The sequence below is a fragment of the Pseudomonas taiwanensis genome (assembly GCF_013393345.1).
Taxonomy (GTDB): Bacteria; Pseudomonadota; Gammaproteobacteria; order Pseudomonadales; family Pseudomonadaceae; genus Metapseudomonas; species Metapseudomonas resinovorans_C.
Genome location: NZ_QJRF01000060.1, coordinates 167,820 through 188,070 on the forward strand (window position 1 = coordinate 167,820; position 20,251 = coordinate 188,070).

The following is a 20,251-nucleotide window of genomic DNA, read 5'->3' on the forward strand; positions in this document are numbered from 1 at the left end:
GCAACCGCTTGGGTTAGAGTAGGCTCTTCGGCCACTGAACGGCGAGGACAGGCCTTGGACTGGCAGACCCTGCTCACCCGCGAACGCCTCGGCAAACCGGTGCACAGCACCGATGAGCTGGGCCGCAGCCCCTTCCACAAAGATCACGATCGCATCGTCTTTTCGGGCGCCTTTCGCCGCCTCGGACGCAAGACCCAGGTGCATCCAGTCTCCAGCAACGACCACATCCATACGCGCCTGACCCACTCGCTGGAAGTGAGCTGCGTGGGACGGTCCCTGGGCATGCGCGTTGGCGAAACCTTGCGTGACGCGCTGCCGAACTGGTGCGAACCGTCGGACCTCGGCGTCATCGTCCAGTCGGCCTGCCTGGCCCATGACATCGGTAACCCTCCTTTTGGCCATTCCGGGGAAGACGCTATCCGCCACTGGTTCGAGCAGGCCGCGGCACGGGGCTGGCTGGACGCCATGAGTGAGGCCGAGCGAGCGGACTTCCTCAGCTTCGAAGGCAACGCCCAGGGCCTGCGTGTGCTGACCCAACTGGAATATCACCAGTTCGATGGCGGCATGCGCCTGACCTACGCCACCCTCGGCACCTACCTGAAGTACCCCTGGACCTCGCGCCATGCCGAGGCACTGGGCTACAAGAAGCACAAGTTCGGCTGCTACCAGAGCGAGTTGCCATTGCTGGAACAGATCGCGGCCAAACTGGAGTTGCCGCGTCTCGATCAACATCGCTGGGCGCGCCATCCACTGGTCTACCTGATGGAGGCTGCCGACGACATCTGCTATGGCCTGATCGATCTGGAAGACGGCCTGGAGATGGACCTGCTGGACTACGCGGAAGTCGAGTCCCTGCTGCTGGGGCTGGTGGGCGACGATCTGCCGGAGACCTACCGCCAGCTTGGCCCCAAGGATTCTCGCCGGCGCAAACTCGCCATCCTGCGCGGCAAGGCCATCGAGCACCTGACCAATGCCGCCGCCCGCGCCTTCGTCGACCAGCAGGACGCCCTGCTCGCCGGTACCTTGCAAGGCGACCTCGTGGAACACATGCACGGCGCGGCCAAGCGATGCGTGCTCCGCGCCAAGGCCATCGCTCGCGAGAAGATTTTCCAGGACAAGCGCAAGACGCTTCACGAAATCGGCGCCTATACCACCCTGGAAATCCTCCTGAACGCATTCTGCGGCGCTGCGTTGGAACAACATGGCGGGCGCACGCCGTCGTTCAAGAATCAGCGCATCCTCGACCTGCTCGGCAACAATGCGCCTGATCCTGCCTGGCCGCTGTATCAGTCCTTCATTCGGATGATCGATTTCATTGCCGGGATGACCGACAGCTACGCAACCGAAATGGCCCGCGAAATGACCGGCCGATCCAGCCCCACCTGATCCAGCGCCCTCAGGAGACGCTTGATGCGTACGTTGCTCAGACAAAGCCTGCACTGGCACGCGGGCGCACCCGCATGGGGACCCGCCCTGGTTGCCGGCCTGGGCTGTGGGTTGCCGCTGGTGCTGGGCCTGTTCACCAGCCACACCGGCTTTCTCTGGGCCGCCACCGGCGCCTTCCAGGCATCACTGGCCAATCCCCTGCACCGTCTGGGCATGCTGCGCATGACGCTGCTCACCGGATTGGGAGCGCTCGCTGCTGGGACGGGCTTCTGGGTGGCGAGTCATCCTTTGCTGAGCCTGTTCAGCTTCGCCCTGACGGGGCTCCTGCTCGCCGCTCTGCAACGATTCGGCAATGAACTGGGCAAGCTCGGTGCGGGTCTCGCGGTGTGCCTCTGTCTTGGCCAGGGCCAGGCGGGGCTCGGCAACCTGCACAATGGCATGGCAGTGGGAGCACTGTTCGCAATCGGCGGGCTGTGGGTGATGCTGCTGGCCTTCGCCCTGCGGGCCTATCACGGGCTGCGGTTCTGGCCCGCGCTTCCCGGCCCGGGCAACCTGGCCAAAGTGATGCGTCGTCTTGCGCAACGCGTTTCCCATCGCCTCTGGGTCATACACGCCCTGGCCTGCAGCCTTGCTGGGGCGCTCGCAGGTCTTGCGGTCAACCTGACGGGCATGCCCCGTGGATACTGGCTGACGTTGACGGTACTGACCACGATCCAGATGGACCTCAACAGCAGCCTGCAACGTGGCATCCAACGCTGCGTGGGAAGCCTCCTAGGCGCCTTGATCCTGATCGGGATGGGGAGCTGGTTGCAGAGCCCTGCCCTGCTGGTGGCCTGCCTACTGCCACTGATCGTTCTCAGCCGGGCCTTCATTGCCCAGCATTACGGGCTGTTCGTGGTACAGACCACCGTATGCTTCGTGCTGCTGGCCGAGAGCCTGTCCCGTGACTGGCATCTTCCGGAACTGCGCCTGTACAACTCGCTGCTGGGCGCCGGGCTCGCGATGCTTGTAGCCTTCTTCGCTTATCGTGCGCGACTGCGCTGGGGCACCGGCCCAACGCCCACAATGGAAATGGCACGTCAGACCGAGTAACCCCGGTCGTCAGTCCTGCAGCTGATGCGCCAATTCGACCTGCACGCTGCCCAGGCTTTTCCAGACTGCCCGCGCTCGTCGCATCAGCTCGGGGCTCTCGGCACCGTTGTCATGGGCTCGACCAAAGGCCATGCAATGGGCCAATAGTGGCTCGGCGCCGATCAACTCCATAGCACCCTTGATCCTGTGCACCAGGCGCTCCAGGTCATCCCAGCGCTCAGCCTCCAGAAGGATGCCCATCTCCTCGGCATCGGACTCGTTGGCGCGGTACAGCTCCTTCAGCAGCATGCGGATCACTTCCGGCGAGCCCCCAGCAGTGTGGTCCAGCAAGCTCAGGTCCAGGCGGATGGGCTGATCATCGCTGCAAGGCTCGACCCCGTCGGGCAGCAGACGCTGGAGATAGCGCTGCAGGCCTTCCAGGCCGATGGGCTTGAACAGGCAATCGTCCATGCCGGCTTCGCGGCAGCGCGCCAATTCTTCCGGTTGGGCATTGGCAGTGAGGCCGATGACCAGCGCTGGATGCATGCCTCGCGCGCGCTCCAGTTCGCGAACACGCCGCGTCAATTCATAGCCATCCATTACCGGCATGTTGCAGTCGGTGATCACGAGGTCGAAATCCGATGCACTCCAGATAGCCAGCGCCTTTTCACCATTCTCCGCCTGCTCGGCCAACTGCCCCAGCAGCTCCAGTTGCTGGACCAGCATCATTCGGTTGACCGGGTGATCGTCCACCACCAGCACACGAAAAGCCCCCGGCGGCAGTTCCCGAGCCTCATGCAGCTCCGCAACCGGCGGCAATGGTGCCAGCGCTGGCAGAGCGAGGCTCACGGAAACACGTGTACCCTCACCCAGCCGGCTATACAGCTCGATACTTCCCCCCATGAGTTTCACCAGCCGGCGGCAGATGCTCAGGCCCAGGCCCGTACCGCCTTGCCCCGCCCCCACGCCACCGGCGAGCTGGGTAAATGGCTGGAACAGGCGCTGCTGGTCCTCTTGGGAAATGCCGATTCCGCTGTCCTCCACTTTCACGGTCAGTTGCAGTTGCTCATGTCCTTTGCAGGAAGCCTGTAGACGCACGCGAACCGTGCCCTCATCGGTGAACTTGATGGCGTTGCTGATGAGGTTCGACAAGATCTGCTTGAAGCAGGAGCCGTCCACCATCACATCGTCCCGGGACTGGAGGTCCAACTCCAACACCAAGCGCAACCCTTTCTGCCGAGCCAGCCCCTCGAACACACGGACCACGGACTCGATCAGCGCGCGCGGTGACTCGCGACTTGGCTCCAGAGTCATGCGCCCGGACTCGATCTTGGCGATGTCGAGAATGTCGCCGATCAGCGCCAGCAGGGAATCCGCTGACTCCCGAGCGACAAGAATGGCTTCCCGATCGAGATGCTCGCGCTTCAGGGCAAGCTCGAGCATCCCGATGATGGCGTTCAGCGGCGTGCGGATTTCGTGGCTCATGGTGGCGAGGAAACGGCTCTTCGCGACGCTCGCGGACTCTGCCTGCTCCTTGGCGTGACGCAGTTCATCCATCAGTCGATTGCGTTCGGTGATATCCACCCAGCCACAGATCAGGCCGCGAATCCTTTTCAAGGCATCGCGATAGGGAATGGCCCAGTAGGAAACCTCCAGGGTGCTGCCGAGCAGATGCAACTGATGGTCGCTGAACAGCGCCTCGCCCCTCTCCAGCGCGAGCCGGCTCAATCCCTCCAACTCCTCCAGCTCTGCCACGGTGTTCGTCTTGAGACCGGGCACTTCGGTCAACCGCAGACCGATCAGCGCCGCGCGCGGTACACCAAGGGCCTCGATGAAGCTGCGGTTGCATGTGATGGTGCGACCGTCCAGCCCGCGCACGGACAACGGAAAGGGAATCCCATCGATCAGTGAACGCTTGAATGCCAGCTGGTCGTTCAGGCGGCGCTCCTCCCGTTCACGCCGCCGCACCTGCCGGCGCAAGTACAGCGCCCAGGACGCGAACACGATCGCCACCAGCAGGAAAGCGAAGCCGATCTGGTAAAGCCGCGACCGATACTCTATCCAGCTGCTCGGCTCTTCGGCCTTGGTGTACCAGCGGTTGATGATGCTCCCCAACTCATCCGGCGAGATGGACAACAATGCTTTTTCGAGGATGCTTTGCAGTTCGGGCGCACTGCGAGTTACGGAGAAGGCGAAGCGGCCCGGATCGCGGCCGATCGTGTCGGCGATGCGGAGTCGCCCGGGAAAGTAGCGATTGATCAGGAAGGTGGATGAAGCCATGGCATGCACCGCTGCGTCGGCCCTGCCCTCCGCGACGTTTGCAAGTCCCTGGACAGCGGTTTCGACCTCTCGCAGCTCCAGCCTGGGGTAACTCTCGCGAATGTATGGGATCAGCGAGTGACCGGCAGGAACAGCCAGGACACGGCCATCGAGTTCCCCAAGCGTTTGCGGAGCGCTATCCGAGGCCCGAACCACCAGAACACTGCTGGTGCTGTAGTAGGGTCGGGTGAACCCGAGGTACTGGCTACGTTCGGGAGTGGAGAACAGCGTGGCGGCCATGTCGACGCGACCCTCCCGCAGATCCGCGAGCATGTCCCTGGCGGTGGACCTGGCACTGACCTCGAACTCGAGGCCAGTCCTCTGGTGGATCAGCTCCAGGAGGTCCGACACGATTCCGCGGAAACGACCCTGCCTGTTGAAGAAGGTCAGCGGCTCGAACGTCTCGTCGACCACCAGCCGGGTGGGACCGTGCTGCTCCATCCAGTGCCGTTCGCGCTCGGTGAGTTGGGGCCGGAGATTGTCCAGGAACATGCCCGCACCACCGCCCCAGCGTTTCGCGACGCCCATCCGTGCGGCGTCCGGGATGGCTGCGATCGCACTGTCGATAATCCGCTGTAGTCGTTCGTTGCCCTCGGCAAGGGAGAAGCAGATGCCGACGCCATCAAAGCCGGCGAAGTTCGTCATGCGCAGGTTGATGAGGTAGCCCTGTTTGATCAGGTAGTCGGCAGCCACGGCGTCGCCGATGAAGACATCGCTCTGATCGAACGCGACCGACTGCAAGGCCCTTCGCACCGAGCTGTACTTGACCGGCTGCGCATCGGAGTAGAGCCGGCGGAGTAACTCCAGGCTCGGGCCACCCTCTGAATAGGCGAGGCGCAGCCCGCGAAGATTACCGCTCGCGGCACGACGGTCGTCTATGCGCGTCACCATCACCGGCTGATGATGCATGTAGGAGATGCTCTGGATCAGGCCGGGGCTGGCAGCGTCGCCTTCCATGCTGTTGCCCAGCAGGTCGATTGTCCCGTTGCGCAGCGCCTCTCGCGCAGAATCACGATCCGGAAAACGCAACACCTCGGCTTTGACCCCGAGGCCCTGGGCGATCAGCCGCAGGAAATCCGCAGTGACGCCTTCGTAGTCCTGGCCACTCGCCGTGATGTCGAAGGGCGGAAAGTCCGGCTCGTTGGTGCCGACCCGTAGTACGCGCTTTTCCTTCAACCAGCGCCGGTCCTCTTCTTCCATGGGCACTACCAGGCTGGTGGACTCGGACCGACCTAACAGTTCCAGGGAAAGGTTCCTGTCGTCGCCAAGGCTGTTCGAGGACAGGAGTGAGCCCCCGAGCAAGAGGCCTGCCAGCAGGTAGAGAGTGCGCATGAAGGTTTCAGATCAGGGTGTTGCGGGAAGCGAACTCCACCAGTTCGATCAACGTCCGGGCGTTGAGCTTGAGCAACAGGCGAGTCTTGTAGGTGCTGACGGTCTTGTTGCTGATGAACATCTCTTCGGCGATTTCCTTGTTGCTCAAACCATTGGCGAGGAACTTGAGCACCACGAGCTCCCGATCGGAAAGGCGGCCGATCATCTCGACTTCATCGGGCAAGCCGATCTGCCGCTTGCCCGACTTGATCACGTCGCTGGGGAAATAGCTGTATCCGGAGAGGACCGCCCGAACCGCGGCGGTGACTTCGGCGAGGTCGCCTTCCTTGCAGACGAAGCCGGCCGCACCGGCCTGCATGCAGCGCGTGGCGTAGTGATTGGGGTTCTGTCCGGTCAGCACCAGCACCCGCAGAGGCAGGTCCAGGGCATTGAGCCGGACGATGACGTCCAGGCCGCCAAGCTTGGGAATGCCGATATCGAGGATCACCATGTCCGGCTGATGCTCTCGTGCGAGCGCTATCGCATCGACACCGTTGTCGGTTTCCGCCACCACCGCATAGCCTTCGCGGTCCAGCAACAGCCTGACGGCAAGGCGAATCACCGGATGATCGTCGACGATAATGACCTTGTAGGCGGACTCGCTTCCAGGCTCGAGGAAATCATCCAGATTGACCAGTTTGCTCACAGCATCGCCCCCTTGGCACGGTTTAGTGGCTGCCAAGATAGAGAAGCGCGTTGCACTGTCGACCCCCGAACGGCACAAGTCGAGCGAATCAGGACGAGCCCTACCGAAGCTTGCGTCCCGTCCTACAGGCACGGGCTGATTTCAATAGGCAGGACGGCCCGCTTCCCGCACGGCGAGTACCAAATCCACGGTCCCGCGTGCACACGGGAGAGCCAGGCTTTCGCGTTTTCCCGGATTATTTCCTCCCGACCCTGACATATCCGTCCTTCATGGCAGATTGCACGACGCGCGCAACAAGCCTCATCTATGCTGCTGTAGGCCATCAGGGACAGGGCTCAAGGAGCTTCCGCAATGCCGCAAAAGTTCGCTGAGCGTCGCTTTCCGCTGCACGTCCACATCAGTGCGCTCTTCACCCTGCTGCTGCTTATCACCGGCATCGTCCTCGGCCTGTTCAATTACCGGCAGACCAGCCAGATCATCCTGTCCAGCAGCGACGAGCTTTTCGGCCGCATCAGCGCGGAGGTGGAAACCGACCTGCAGCACACCTACCAGCCGATCCACCATCTGCTCAACCTGCTGGCCCTGAGCGACACCGACCAGAACCTGGACAGTGCCGCTCGCGTGGACGCCTTGCTCAAACCCCTGACCCAGGCACTGAAGGACAACCCCAAGCTGGCATCGCTGTATCTCGGTTATGACGACGGCGACTTCTTCATGGTCCGACACCTGCGCAGCGAGGCGCTGAAGAAGGCATTCAAGGCACCGGCGACCGCGGCCTACCAGGTGTGGAGCATCGAGCGAGACAACCAGTCCTCGGCGCGATCGATGACCTTCTTCGTCGACGACCAACTCAACCAGATCGCCAACCGCGAGGAGCCCAACGAGCGCTACGATCCGCGCGGCAGGCCCTGGTACTACCGCGCCCTGGAGCAGGATGGTGCGATCACCACGACGCCCTATGTGTTCTTCTCCAGTGGCGCCGTCGGTACGACATTGGCCCGTCCCAGTGGCGGTGATGCGGTGATAGGTGCCGACCTGACCCTGGAAGACCTGTCCGCCACCCTGGCCAGCCATCGCGTCACTCCATCCACCGAGGTGGTGCTGTACCAACCCGACGGCCGCGCCGTGGCCTATCCCGATACCAGCAAACTGGTGAAGCGACTCAACGGCGCTCCCGAACTGGGTGAGGTGAAGGACTTCAGTCCCCCGCTCGCGGCACTGATCGGACTCGCGGGACAGGATGACCTGCGCACCAGCCTGGAGATCGACGACCGTCGCTGGGTCCTCGCCCGCCAGCACCTCAAGGAGGGAGGCCCGCAGGGCCTGCAGCTGGCGATCCTCTCTCCGGAGGACGAGCTCCTGGATGATGCCTACCGCATCCGCTGGCAAGGCGCGATGCTGACCCTGGCCATTCTGTTGCTGTGCATCCCGCTCGGCGTCCTGCTCTCGCGCGTCGTGGTCAAACCCCTGCGAGCCCTGGTGACCCAGGCAGAAGCCATCCGCAGTTTCAACTTCAGCCTGCCTGCCATGGGCCGTTCGCCGATCCTGGAAGTCGACCAGCTGGCGGTGGCCACGGCACGAATGAAGGAAACCATTTCCAGCTTCCTCGAGATCGCCTCCAGCCTTTCGGCGGAAACCCGCTTCGACAATCTGCTGCGCCGCGTCCTCGACGAAACCATCGACATCAGCGAAGCCTCTGGGGGTCTGCTCTACCTGATCGACAACCAGAAGGGTCGCCTGGAACCCCACGGACTGTTCCTCAACGATCAGGAGCAGGACCTGGACGCCCACGGCATTCGCGGCTTCGGCCTGGAGAGTCCCGCCCTGCCCCACTGGCTCGACCTCCCGTCCCACGGCGGCCCCAGCCAGGTATGCTCCTTCGGCTATGACCAGGCCGGGGCCTACCGCGACCTGCTGCAAACCCTGGAAAGCCCTCGCGTGCATCTAGTCAGCACCGGCCTGCACAACCGCCAGGGCGTCACCATCGGCGTACTGGTCCTGCTGCACCGCGACACCGGCAAGGAGTCGCGCCCCTCCATCCTCAAGCCCGAGCGCATTGCCTTCGTGGAAGCCATCTCCGGCGTCGCCGCACTGTGCATTGAAAGCCAGCGGCTGCTGGAGAAGCAGAAGCAACTGCTGGACGCCTTCATCCAGTTGATGGCCGGCGCCATCGACGCCAAGAGTCCCTACACCGGTGGTCACTGCCAGCGAGTGCCGGAAATCACCCTGATGCTGGCCCGCGCTGCCGCCGCCAGCAACGAGACAGCATTCCGCGGGTTCAACCCCACGGATGAGGAATGGGAGGCGCTGCATATTGCCGCCTGGCTGCATGACTGCGGAAAGGTCACGACCCCGGAATACGTCGTGGACAAGGCCACCAAGCTGGAAACCCTGAACGATCGCATCCATGAGATTCGCACCCGCTTCGAGGTGCTCAAGCGCGATGCCTGGGTGCGCTACTGGCAAGCAATTGCCGAGGGTGCCGAGGAGGCCGGGCAAGCGCGGCTGCGCGACGAGGAGCTGGCCAGGCTGGACGATGACTTCGCGTTCATCGCCCACTGCAACCTGGGCGGCGAAGCCATGGCGGATGCCGACCAGGCGCGCTTGAAGGACATTGCCGCACGCACCTGGACTCGCACCCTGGACAACCGTCTAGGCGTGTCCTGGGAAGAGGCCCAGCGCTTGGCCCGCACCCCGCCCCAGCCGCTCCCGGTGGAGGAAAATCTACTGGCCGATCGCCCCGACCACGTGGTCGAGCGCCCCGCCAGTGAACTGCTCCCTCCGGACAATCCCTGGGGCTTCAAGCTGCAGGTGCCGGCACACAAATTCAATCGCGGAGAGCTGCACAACCTTTCCGTCGGCCGTGGAACATTGACCGAGGAAGAGCGTTACATCATCAACCACCACATCGTGCAGACTATCCTGATGCTCAATCACCTGCCCTTCCCGGCTCATCTTGCAAACGTCGCGGAGATCGCCGGCGGGCACCACGAGAAGATGGATGGCACCGGCTATCCGAAGCGCCTGACTCGCGAAGAAATGAGCCTGCCCGCACGGATGATGGCCATCGCCGATATCTTCGAGGCGCTGACCGCCGTGGACCGCCCCTACAAGAAGGGCAAGACGCTTTCCGAAGCGCTGGGAATCATGACCGGCATGTGCCGCAACGCCCACATCGACCCTGACTTGTTCGGCCTGTTCATCCGCTCCGGGGTCTACCTGGATTACGCCCGGCGCTTCCTGAAGCCGGAGCAGATCGACCAGGTGGATGAGACGGCGGTGTTGGCGAAAGCGGGGTTGGCTTGAGCACGTCTGGCCAGGATGCGGGAGGGAATTGTGGGAGCGATTTCAATCGCGATGCGTGTTCGAAGGTGTTGGCCGCCGAAGGTGTAGGAGAATCCGACTTCAACGCAGCGCTAGCTTGCATAACAGCAAGACACAAAAAAGGGCGCCACCAGGCGCCCTTTTTCATCCTTCAACCCAATCAGGCGTTGACGGAATTTTCCGGGTACCACACGTCGATCAGCGGGCTGACGGTGGAGCCGGCCAGTTCGGCGTGGCCCTTCTTCAGCCAGGCTTCGACCAGGTCACGCTGCTCAGCGGTAACCGAACCACGCTTGCCAAGGCAAACGAAACCGTAGTCCTCGGAACCGATGAAGCCCAGGCCATTGCCTTCGACCGCTTCGTCGATGAAACGCTCGAAGAACGCCGAAACCGCTTCCAGATCCAGGCCCTCCTTGTAGTTGAAGGTGAGTTCGAAACCCAGTTCCGCGATTTGACTATTTAGCAACCTTTGTCATTATTTTTTCAACGCCCCTGGAATGGGCCATTCAGACCGCCACGGCAACTCAATAAAAATGACAATTATCAAAGACACCCGGGCCATCCGCTCTCATCCTCTCGCTGCAATCGACCCAGAAGTGGCGAATCTTATTAACCATGGGGCTTCGCTCCACCAACGATCCTTCGGCACGAGTCACCACAGCATCAGTGTTCCCCTGCAGCTGTTGGAGGCCTACTGCGACATTGCCGGCCTGCGAATCACCATGGAAACGCTCAGAAGCTCAGCCATTGAGGCAATCATGCAAGGGTTCTGCGCCGCGATGGCAGGCAATGCTCTATTGGAGCAATCGGGACCACGGAACGTCGGAATTTGCCGTCGTCTCTACCAGTCGCTCACCTCGGCACGAGCGCGAGTTTCTGGCGCTCACGCTTTAGCTTGGGACATCTCCCTGTTCAAACCAGACCCAGCCGTGTGCGCGAGGATTGCTTCGACTAGTGATGACAAACGTTGGTACTGGAAGGGCTGGGCAATCCAAAGCCCGCACAAACGTGGCGTGTACCTGCGGCTCGGCCAGCTCGTAGTCCCTTATGGAAGGAAATTTGTAGAGGCCATCTTCGCAGAGGTTGAAAAAGACTTCCGTGGCCGACCTGCCTCATTTCACAACGAATGGAATGACATGTTCGACTACCTCGGCGAGCACCAAACCAGGTGGCCACGGAGGACCTTTAATACCGAAGAAGGCGTGAAAAGCTTCATGCAAGCCTTCACGATTGCTCACTTCACCAAGGCAGAGAAGGCCCAGAAGGACGCAAAATCACAAATCAAAAGCTGGAACACGTTTGTAAGCACGGTTGAGGTATGCCTATGCAAAACAGGGGTATGGGCAAACCTCTCGAAGCCTATCAAGAAGCCACCATCGTCAACCAAACGTGGATCTGAAACCAAACTAAAAGAGTGCGAAGACGGGCTGCTTGTCCAAGAGAAACTACTTACGAGCATTCCCCTTCACGTAACCGACTCTGAAGCCGTTGAGGTCCTCTTCTTCCACATTAAGAACGACCTAGCCACGGTTCGTGGCTGGGCAGCCCATCAGGCTGCAGACCTTAAATCCCGACAAGCTCGTCGTGTCCTGCTAGCTCAGAAAGGCAATCCGATTATAGAGTGCAAAGGTTCAAGTACCGCGAAAAAATATACGCTGGCCGACGTCTGCGCGACACTGGAGGCCACCAGTTCCGAAGTGCCACCTGCGTTCCTCTGCAAAGTCCATTATTGGGTCACTGGCGAAAACTGCAGTGGCTCAGAACTTGCCAACTATTACGGATACCCCGTGACAGGAAGCCTGTTCCCGCTTCAGTGCTTATTGGTGCTTGAGCATCCTGAAATCACGACCGAATTTCTACGGAGTTTCGAGCTTTATAATGAGCAAGGTCAATTGACGGGATTTGACGAAGAGAAGCGTTTACTCACTGGATACAAAAACCGCAAAAGATCAGATATGCGGGAGCAGGTAATCAAACTCAATGACATTTCTTTCCAAACAGTTAAGGACATCATCGAAATAACTAGCGTATGCCGGAGAAAGCTTCGTGCCCAAGGAGATGACAGCTATCGCTACCTATTTATCACGTCAGGCACAGCCTTTGATCGAGTTCGGCGGGCCAATGTAACGTACTGGAACAAGCATAAATTTCTTGGAAATCCTAAGTTGCGCGAACAACTAATCGCACAATTTAGTCCCCACAGCGACCTGCCAGCAGACGAGTTGATCGAGTTCATCAAACGGGTGCGACTGACCAAGATACGGACATCTAGGGCAGTTGAAATATTTATTCAGACCAAAAGTAGCGAGGCCATGTCTAAGGCCCTCGGCCATGAGCGTTACTATCCAGATCTTCTCAGCCACTACCTTCCGGATGCGTTACTAGCATTTATCAAAGCTCGGTGGATCCGAATCTTTCAGAAAGCTCTTGTTTGTGAAGCGATGAAAGATAGCCCGAACCTCCTTCGGGCGACGCAATTCAATACCATGAATGAGTTAGATGACTTTCTGGCCAACCACCGAATCAAAGAGATTCCGTCCCAGGCCTCCGACCCTGAACGCACAGAACAATGGGAAAATACCGAGACCAGTGAGGCTGTACTCTCTATCGGCGTGCCGTTCCTGGCTTCTCTGCTCTCACTCGAAGTGGCAGTCACAGCCTCCACCGACCGGGCCCGCGTATGCGGAAAAGCAGAATACTGGGCGTCGTTTGCAGACAAAATCAAGACAGAAATCAAAAAAGGATCTAACCGTCTACTGAAAAAACACCTGAATGCTGCATTGAAGCTGATCGACGCAAAAAAAATGGAGAAATTGATCTATGTCCCTGCTCACTGGGCGTGAATCTAGCACGGGGTATGAATTCCTCGATGAGTTTGGGGTAACAGAACTATCGCCTCATACGTCAGCACCTTGGCTGCTCAGTGACTTCGATGAGACTCTTTGGTCAATTTATATTAACAAAAAGAAATTATACGAACTTGATTGGAGTGTACGTCTTGGGGATGGCAGCCTATTAACTGACGACAACAACGAGGTACTACTCCGGTCATTGAAGCACCTGCTCATCATTGGCACGACGGGAGTCAACGACGAGTTTGCCACACTCGCGCCAGCGTCCCTAAAAACGCGCCTTTCATTCATATTAAAAATCATTGACTATCTGTTAATCCATGCTCAAAGCCTTAGTCTTATCCAATTCGGCCTTGGCGCCTTGAACGCCGATGAATTGAAAGGAATTCTCAACCATTTGGCCTCCTCCCCACGGGCTGAAGAGTCCGTTTATGCATGGCATGAACGCGCATCCGCTTTCTGTAATGCCCAACTGAGCAATATAATCTACAGCGAGGCCGAGGATTTTTTTGCTAAGTATCCAAGTATGCTGGAGGTTAACGATGATGAATGTGAAGATCTTAAACTCAATATCACCGTAGCTGAGATCCCGATGATTCGTGCGGCGCTCATGAAAGCTAATTTGTACTACGGAACCCACTGCCAGGGCTTTAAGGTAAATACTAAATTACTTTCGGAAAGCGTCTATCCAGACACGATCTACGGGCGGCAGACGCCAAAATCGTCTCTCGAAGTACTAAGCTTCTATCCCAGCGAAACCAGGTATAAGCGCGAATATCCGAAAGTCAAAGTAACCACAGGTGAATCCGAACACCTTATAGACACCGCGTACTTTTACTATCGGTATGCACTCGTGAATAGCGCAGCGCTCAGCACATTGGGGTTGCCGGCTCCCTCAGATACTCACACCATCATAGAGTACATTCCAAAACTCAACGAGGCTTCCCGGTACAGAAGTGTGCCTGCGAGCAACCTGCTAAAGCTCTTCCGTTGCAGTATAGATTTTCATGTCGAACATGGAAGGAAGGTCCTAAACGGCTTCATCAGAGTAGCAGCGCATTGCCACAGACAGAATCTCGCAATGACCCGCCTACCCGAGGCGGACTTTTTGAGGATTATCGGCCCGGAACTTGTCAGCTTCGGCGTTAAAAAGTTAGGCCTTTCGAGTTACCGTAGTAATAAATCTCCTCGAAAAGGTGGCGCAAAGCAATACTTCCAGCACTTACGCGCCAACCATGGACTGCTTGAGTTGGTGAGTGTCTACCTGGGCAGTGTCCAGTTGGCCGTTGGGATGCTCATGGCGCGGCGCATTGACGAGTTGGTCACTCTAGACGCCTCGAGATGCTTGGACGAAAGCAAATCATGGCTTGTCTTCAACCTAGCGAAATCCACCCACAAAGCCTTGGGGATTCGGCAGCGTGAGTCTCGGCCTATCGATGCCATTGCCGTCGAAATGATTGAGGAACTGCGCCGCTTTCAAATGATACTTAAACGCCTTGGAGTTATAAGCGACCTGACCAACTTGTTCGCGACTCCATGGTTGCGGGGACTCAAAGGACTGCAGGACTGCACACTGCACCTGTACCATCGCAATCTGGACTTGGCCTGTGACTACTTCGAAAGCGATATTAACGCTGCTGGGGAGCGCTACTACGTACGCCAACACCAACTACGCCGCTTTTTCGCCATCATGTTCTTCTACACGAATAGCTTCGGCGAGTTGGATACCCTTCGCTGGATGCTTGGCCACCGCGACATCGAGCACGTTTGGCACTACCTGACTGAATGTCTGGAGCCCAAAGATATCAGGGGAGCGGGCGCCCGCTATTTCGCTGAACTTGCTAAACAGGAGCGGTTGGAAAACTATCAAAATTTGCAAGATTTGCTGTTTGCGGAATTCGGCACCTCTAAATTTTCATTGGTAGACGAGCAGAAAATCGAAGATTACCTTTCGGCGATGCTTGAAGAAGGTAAAGTCCGGATTGAGCCGCAATTCTTCAACGATGAAAACGGCAAATCCATGAAAGTCCTATTTATTGTCAGCTAAAACAATGAGCACATTGCCTAAGCGCGAGTTGATCGACCAATCTATTGGGAACATTTTTAAATTACTTTCAGACATAGCGTACTCCCCAGGGAGCTATGTCGAAAATAAACAGGTTTTTAACGCACTGAAGAGCCAGGGAAATCTCTGCGCCCTCGATCTGGATTTCACCGTACAGGATGAACAGCTAGCAATTCGACCAATAAGCCTTAACACTCTCAAGAAAAGGCTCTCCGACAATTCCTCTGATATAAATTTTCAGCACCTGGATAAGCTTCGAGTGCAAGCACAGGCGGCAATACGAAAATTTAGCGAAGATTTGACCACCCCTAAGAAGAAGACCCGTTCTGCATTGGAGGATCAGATTGAGGAACTTAAGAAATCTGTCGCCACACTCCATGCAGTTAACATGGTTCTAATACAGGCACTGGAGGTTAACCGAAGGGATCTAATCACAATATCCGATACCCCCAGCACAGGTCTTCGACAAAAAAGGATTAACGACGCGATCAATCGGATCATCAAGATTTTAAATTTGAATCCTGCACCTTTCGACGACATCACTATTCTGTCCATGAAAAAGCATTTGCAGTCGGTGCCCAATGAAAAATAGAATCGTTGAGTATCCTGAATCAGCTCAACTTTTTAAACCTATTCCTATATTAAGACTCTACGACTATTTAACGCAGGACACGCTCCGAACGCTTGACGGCAGCAACATGCCCTTCATGACATGGCCGGATGGATCACCATGCCTGCAAGCAAATGCCTACATGATTAGAATCCGTATGCAATCCGGCCGAGGCGGGAACGGCCCGTCAAGACTCGGAAGCAAAGGTGGTACATTTGGAGAGTACGCGGGTCAGATTAGCCATTTGATCAGGTTCTGCTACTACAACAAACTCAATTTCATTTCTCTTTCGGACGACGATTTTTGTGAGTTCATCGATGGGCTCCGCAAGGAGACCAAACTCAACAACCCAAGCCAACTCAAGAGAAATGAGCGCACAATTTCCAGCATTGGCAAAAGGTGCTTGAACTTTCTATCACACGTTGGAGAAATGAACCAGCTGCATAATTTCGTTGGCATTGGTGGAACCATTGCTATAAAAATGGTCGATTCAACTGCCTATCGAAACGGAAAATCCTTCAAACGCTCCAGCGTCCACCATAGATCTTTCAGGACGGCCAGCGCCAAAAAGACTCGCAAGCCTATTGGCGAGGCGAGCATTGAAAAGTTGCGCTATGCAGTTGATGAGATATCCAACTCAGAATTTCTATGCAATCGTCGGCACTTGATGATTTCCTTGTTTGAGGAACTTGGTGCGCGACGAGGCGAAATTCAGCCTATTACCGTTGCCCAGGTATTAGCCGCCAGCAAGAAAAAAAAACACATAATTACCATCACCACTTTAAAGCGAGGAGAGACTGGCCTGACGCGCGAGTTAGAGCTGAGCCCTCCCCTGATTGAGGATCTCTTGACATATATTCGCGGCGATCGCCGCGAAATCATGAAACGATTTAAGGGCATTCCAGATCACGGCTTCCTGTTTGTTACCGAGCGCGGCGGACGCCCTTTAGGGGCAGACACGCTGACGACCGAATTTTCAATAATCCGACGCGCAGCTGGCATTGAGGAACAAGCTTGTGCACACCTCTTTAGACACGCCTTTTGTACCAACATTGTCGCCAACCTCATTGCTGAAACACAGGCGCTAAGCACCGACTCATTCAGACAAACGCTGATGACCAATAAGATGCTGGCCGAGCGAGCGATGTCCATGAGCGGCCATGCAACGCTAGAAAGCTTGCTTGACTATGTAGACGCCGCTTTCAGGGTCAAATCCAAATTCGAGCAACTCATCCACAACGTCGAAATCGCCCGACGTTATGAAGTCTACGAGCGCCGAAGAAAACGCCTTCTTCAGGATTTCAAGGCCGGCAAAATCAGCAAAGAAAAATACATCGAGCGCGAGGAGTCCCTCACAGCGGCAATGGATAGTGACCTTAAGACTGTGTAAGGCCCTCTCAACGCGCCGTCAAACTGATGGCCAATTCAGCCTGGCAATCCCACGCAGAATGCCTTCATCGAGTCTTTCAACGGCGAGTACCAGGATGAATGCCTCAACGAGCCACGATTCTGTTCGCTGGCAAAATCCAGAATTCGCACCGCGGCGTAGCGACGGGATTACAACGAACACCGACCGCACCGCACGATTGGCGATCTCACTCCGGAGGAATTTGCTGCGGAATGGCGAGCCAGCCAAGAGAAGATAAAGTCACTGCTTGCCGGAAAGGTGGAAGAGCTTCCACAAGAAAGTCAGCCTTGGGCTTTCTTGAATTCCCGTAACGATTAGTTGGCCTGCAGTTCTGTCACCTGAGGCAGAAGAGTGGCTGGATCGCACGCCAGCACGCTGGCGATACGGTATAGCTTCTCGACGGTGATATTCACTTCACCACGCTCGATGCGTCCCATATAGCTGCGGTCAATGCTGCAGGCCAGTGCCAATGCGTCCTGGGAAATCCGGCAGGACTTTCTCTGCGTCCGAATGCGTGTCCCCAACGCTTTCGCCAACTGATCCATGACCGCCTCAACTCCACTTGAGGCGGCACTATCCTGCGTTTGCCGACGCACAAACCACGGACTATAATCCGCATTTTTACGCTACGACCCCGTGGGTGCCCGCATGAGATCTGCCTCGTTCATCTTCGATAGGCGGCTGTATCAGCTGCTTCAGGAGGAAGGGCGCACGCAATTCACGACTCGTGACCTGCGGGATGCCTATGCCAAGCGCTTGGAGGGCATGACCTTTCGTCTCGGCAATGTGCGCCGATATGTGTATAAGCAGATCCGCCGAATGCTGCGGGTAGGCTGGCTCGTGCTTGACGAAGAGCGCCGCACGCGCGGGCAGGTCTACCACCTGCAACCAATCCCGGCACATTTGCAACTCGAGCTAGTAGACAACGGGTTCGAGAATAGCCTCAGCGAACCAAGGCAGGCGCCGCCAGTGCTTGAGCCGCCTAGACCTTCATTCGACGCGGAGCAGCACCTGGAAACGCTCCTCAAGGAGATCCGGCTCGACTTCCTGTCCGCCATGGGCGAGGCGGAGCGATTCAAGCAGTTACTTGATGACATGCCGGATCTGCGGGAAAAGGTCGAAGGCGAGTATTTGGAAGCCATGGACCGCAGCTCGCGCCTCTTGGGACACCTCCGTGCCGTCGAGAAGACGCTCAAGACACTTACTACTTCGCGATGACGTCATCCCTGAGAAATTGGCAGCGTCGCTGTATTGAAACGGCGCTCGAGCACTTCATTTCCACGCCGCATTTCTTCTGCCAGGCAACACCGGGCGCCGGCAAAACTCGCATGGCAGCGGAGCTGGCCCGGCGCCTGCGGGAGCAAGGCTTGATCGATCTGGTGCTCTGCTTTGCTCCGTCGTGCCAGGTGGTGGACGGCTTTCGCTCGACCTTTTCATCGGTGCTTGGCGGACGCTTGGACGGCTTGCTTGGCGCTTTGGGTGGCGCGTACACCTACCAAGCCATGGAGTACCGAGACGAGGCATTCTGGCGCCTCCTCGACGACTACCGCGTATTTGTCGTCTTCGACGAAATCCACCATTGCGCCGGTCATGATCCGCTCCTGAGCAACGCCTGGGGACAGCAGATCCTGCAACGGATCCAGGATCGTGCCGCTTTCACCCTGGCCCTTTCCGGCACTCCATGGCGCTCGGACGACCGTGCTATTGCCCTCGCGCGATACTCCTCTCCCGAGGGGCACCTGATCTGTGACTATCGCTATGGCTTGAAGGAGGCCATTGCGGACGGGGTGTGCCGTTCGCCTCGCATCGTCCTCCTCGACAACCAGAAGGTGAAGCTTACGGAAGAGTTGGGGGCCGAGAGCCTCGCCAGGCACTTTCCCAGCATTGTCAAGCTATTGGAGGAATCCCCCGTCACCTATGAAGACCTGCTTCGCCATGACGAGGTGATCGATCAACTGCTCGGCCTGGGATGCGAAAGGTTGGATGAGCTTCGCCGAATCAAGCCGGATGCTGCTGGCCTGGTGGTCGCCACCGATATCGAGCATGCCCATCAGATTGCCCAGACCCTAAAATCCAGGGGAGAAAGTTGCCGGGTCGTAACCAACCGAACCCCGGATGCCCAGCAGGTGATCAATAACTTCAAGCACAGCGACTGCCGTTGGATCGTCGCCGTGGGAATGATCAGCGAAGGCACAGACATCCCCCGCTTGCAGGTGTGCTGCTACCTCAGCCGCATCCGAACCGAGCTGCACTACCGGCAAGTGTTGGGACGGGTGCTGCGGCGTATAGGCGAGCCCGATGACAAGGCCTGGCTATTCATGCTCGCGGAGCCCACGCTCCAGCGCTTTGCGGAGCGCATTGCAGATGATCTACCGGATGATCTGGCGGTGCTGAGTCAGGTTCATACGCCTACTTCTACACCCGGCATTACGTCTGGCGGGCTGGCTACCGCTAACTATGTCGATGGCAGCAGTGGTACTGAGAGTGGGCAGGGTCTTGGGACAGGTTCGGTAGGCATCTCCTCGTTGGGTGATTTCGCCGCTGAGCCAAGCTATCAAATCAGCTTCTCGCAGCACTACCGGCAGCTGTTGGTGGCTTGCTTTTGACGGCCGATTGGTAACGGAATCAAATTAAACGCAGAGGCCATCGAGCTTGCCAAGGACCAGGTCAGTGAGATGCTCACCCATGAGAAGGCTGGACAGAATCGGGCCAGAAAGAGAAGAACTTCTTCGAAACTCGCGTCATCGAGTACTAGACCTACGGCGCACTGAGCTGGGATCAAAGCTATCTCGCGTAGTTTTTCAACAAACGCTGGAACGTTTTCACGATTGTTGGAACGGATGCACCAAGCGGTGCACAGCCGCTGCCTGGGGAGGCAGCGGCGCTGGCCATCGAAGGGTGGCTTTAGCAACAGGGCAAGGCCATTAGCCCCAAAGGAACTGGGGTAGAAAGGAGTAATCGAAAGGGCCGGTGGGCAATGCTCACCGGCCCTTTTCCTTGGTAACGGGAAAGACCTTTAGCCGAAAAGCGGCCATTGAAACGGCTCGTTGTACCATCGTTGCGCTCAAAGCTCCGTAGAGGCTCAGCGCCCGAGATGTCGGAGCCAGAGAGTGCCCGTTTCTGACCGGTCCTCGCCGCTAGCGAAGGCAAGCTAACAGTCCAGAACGGCCGGTCATTTAGCTAAGCAAACTTTACCCTT

13 protein-coding genes and 1 pseudogene are annotated in these 20,251 nt (G+C 57.7%); 10 read left to right on the forward strand and 4 right to left on the reverse strand.

Going from position 1 to position 20,251, the window contains the following annotated elements:
- Window positions 1–54: 54 nt before the first annotated feature.
- Together DM872_RS13950 and DM872_RS13955 are read left to right on the forward strand one after the other, a co-directional pair.
- Window positions 55–1,386: a deoxyguanosinetriphosphate triphosphohydrolase gene (locus DM872_RS13950; protein ID WP_179060043.1), complete on the forward strand. Its 1,332-nt coding sequence runs from the start codon at window positions 55–57 to the stop codon at window positions 1,384–1,386.
- Window positions 1,387–1,410: 24 nt separating this feature from the next.
- Window positions 1,411–2,478: an FUSC family protein gene (locus DM872_RS13955; protein WP_179060044.1), complete on the forward strand. Its 1,068-nt coding sequence runs from the start codon at window positions 1,411–1,413 to the stop codon at window positions 2,476–2,478.
- Between the two features lie 9 nt (window positions 2,479–2,487).
- Here the strand turns inward: DM872_RS13955 and DM872_RS13960 are convergent, their stop codons facing one another.
- Together DM872_RS13960 and DM872_RS13965 are read right to left on the reverse strand one after the other, a co-directional pair.
- Complete coding sequence (locus DM872_RS13960) at window positions 2,488–6,108, reverse strand: transporter substrate-binding domain-containing protein (RefSeq protein ID WP_179060045.1); 3,621 nt, start codon at window positions 6,106–6,108, stop codon at window positions 2,488–2,490.
- Between the two features lie 7 nt (window positions 6,109–6,115).
- Complete coding sequence (locus DM872_RS13965; protein ID WP_256873410.1) at window positions 6,116–6,784, reverse strand: response regulator transcription factor; 669 nt, start codon at window positions 6,782–6,784, stop codon at window positions 6,116–6,118.
- Window positions 6,785–7,144: 360 nt separating this feature from the next.
- Here DM872_RS13965 and DM872_RS13970 point away from each other — a divergent pair, with 360 nt between their 5' ends.
- Entirely contained in the window at window positions 7,145–10,099 is a 2,955-nt protein-coding gene (locus tag DM872_RS13970; protein ID WP_179060047.1) for an HD domain-containing phosphohydrolase, read from the forward strand.
- A 178-nt stretch (window positions 10,100–10,277) separates the two neighbouring features.
- Here the strand turns inward: DM872_RS13970 and DM872_RS13975 are convergent, their stop codons facing one another.
- Window positions 10,278–10,583 (reverse strand): YggL family protein, encoded by a 306-nt coding sequence (locus DM872_RS13975; RefSeq protein WP_179060048.1) that lies wholly within the window; start codon window positions 10,581–10,583, stop codon window positions 10,278–10,280.
- 67 nt (window positions 10,584–10,650) lie between these two features.
- Here DM872_RS13975 and DM872_RS13980 point away from each other — a divergent pair, with 67 nt between their 5' ends.
- From DM872_RS13980 to DM872_RS14000, 5 genes and pseudogenes are all read left to right on the forward strand, one after another.
- On the forward strand, window positions 10,651–12,960 hold the full coding sequence (locus tag DM872_RS13980) for a hypothetical protein (RefSeq protein ID WP_179060049.1): 2,310 nt from the start codon (window positions 10,651–10,653) through the stop codon (window positions 12,958–12,960).
- Window positions 12,938–15,016, forward strand: a complete 2,079-nt coding sequence (locus DM872_RS13985; protein ID WP_179060050.1) for an integrase — start codon at window positions 12,938–12,940, stop codon at window positions 15,014–15,016. The genes DM872_RS13980 and DM872_RS13985 overlap by 23 nt, the downstream gene beginning before the upstream one ends.
- A 4-nt stretch (window positions 15,017–15,020) precedes the next feature.
- A complete protein-coding gene (locus DM872_RS13990) occupies window positions 15,021–15,626 on the forward strand; it encodes a hypothetical protein (protein ID WP_179060051.1) in 606 nt (201 codons plus the stop codon).
- The gene (locus tag DM872_RS13995) at window positions 15,616–17,034 is read left to right on the forward strand and encodes a site-specific integrase (protein WP_179060052.1); all 1,419 of its coding nucleotides are present in this window, start codon (window positions 15,616–15,618) and stop codon (window positions 17,032–17,034) included. Before DM872_RS13990 ends, DM872_RS13995 begins: the two co-directional genes overlap by 11 nt.
- 33 nt (window positions 17,035–17,067) lie before the next feature.
- A pseudogene (locus tag DM872_RS14000) lies at window positions 17,068–17,370 on the forward strand (integrase core domain-containing protein); the annotation flags it as partial.
- Here the strand turns inward: DM872_RS14000 and DM872_RS14005 are convergent.
- Entirely contained in the window at window positions 17,367–17,597 is a 231-nt protein-coding gene (locus DM872_RS14005; RefSeq protein ID WP_179060053.1) for a helix-turn-helix domain-containing protein, read from the reverse strand. The pseudogene DM872_RS14000 and the gene DM872_RS14005 sit on opposite strands and share 4 nt — an antisense overlap.
- 103 nt (window positions 17,598–17,700) lie before the next feature.
- Here DM872_RS14005 and DM872_RS14010 point away from each other — a divergent pair, with 103 nt between their 5' ends.
- Together DM872_RS14010 and DM872_RS14015 are read left to right on the forward strand one after the other, a co-directional pair.
- Window positions 17,701–18,270 carry a hypothetical protein gene (locus DM872_RS14010; RefSeq protein WP_179060054.1) on the forward strand — a complete coding sequence of 190 codons (570 nt, stop codon included), beginning with the start codon at window positions 17,701–17,703 and terminating at the stop codon, window positions 18,268–18,270.
- On the forward strand, window positions 18,267–19,658 hold the full coding sequence (locus DM872_RS14015; protein ID WP_179060055.1) for a DEAD/DEAH box helicase: 1,392 nt from the start codon (window positions 18,267–18,269) through the stop codon (window positions 19,656–19,658). Before DM872_RS14010 ends, DM872_RS14015 begins: the two co-directional genes overlap by 4 nt.
- The last annotated feature ends 593 nt before the right edge of the window (window positions 19,659–20,251 follow it).

Bases quoted from the DNA above. Each gene is read 5' to 3' on its own strand.
- DM872_RS13955 (WP_179060044.1), top strand. From the start codon at position 1,411: ATGCGTACGTTGCTCAGACAAAGCCTGCACTGGCACGCGGGCGCACCC.
- DM872_RS13960 (WP_179060045.1), bottom strand. From the start codon at position 6,108: ATGCGCACTCTCTACCTGCTGGCAGGCCTCTTGCTCGGGGGCTCACTC.
- DM872_RS13970 (WP_179060047.1), top strand. From the start codon at position 7,145: ATGCCGCAAAAGTTCGCTGAGCGTCGCTTTCCGCTGCACGTCCACATC.
- DM872_RS13980 (WP_179060049.1), top strand. From the start codon at position 10,651: ATGACAATTATCAAAGACACCCGGGCCATCCGCTCTCATCCTCTCGCT.
- DM872_RS13985 (WP_179060050.1), top strand. From the start codon at position 12,938: ATGTCCCTGCTCACTGGGCGTGAATCTAGCACGGGGTATGAATTCCTC.
- DM872_RS13990 (WP_179060051.1), top strand. From the start codon at position 15,021: ATGAGCACATTGCCTAAGCGCGAGTTGATCGACCAATCTATTGGGAAC.
- DM872_RS13995 (WP_179060052.1), top strand. From the start codon at position 15,616: ATGAAAAATAGAATCGTTGAGTATCCTGAATCAGCTCAACTTTTTAAA.
- DM872_RS14005 (WP_179060053.1), bottom strand. From the start codon at position 17,597: ATGGATCAGTTGGCGAAAGCGTTGGGGACACGCATTCGGACGCAGAGA.
- DM872_RS14010 (WP_179060054.1), top strand. From the start codon at position 17,701: ATGAGATCTGCCTCGTTCATCTTCGATAGGCGGCTGTATCAGCTGCTT.
- DM872_RS14015 (WP_179060055.1), top strand. From the start codon at position 18,267: ATGACGTCATCCCTGAGAAATTGGCAGCGTCGCTGTATTGAAACGGCG.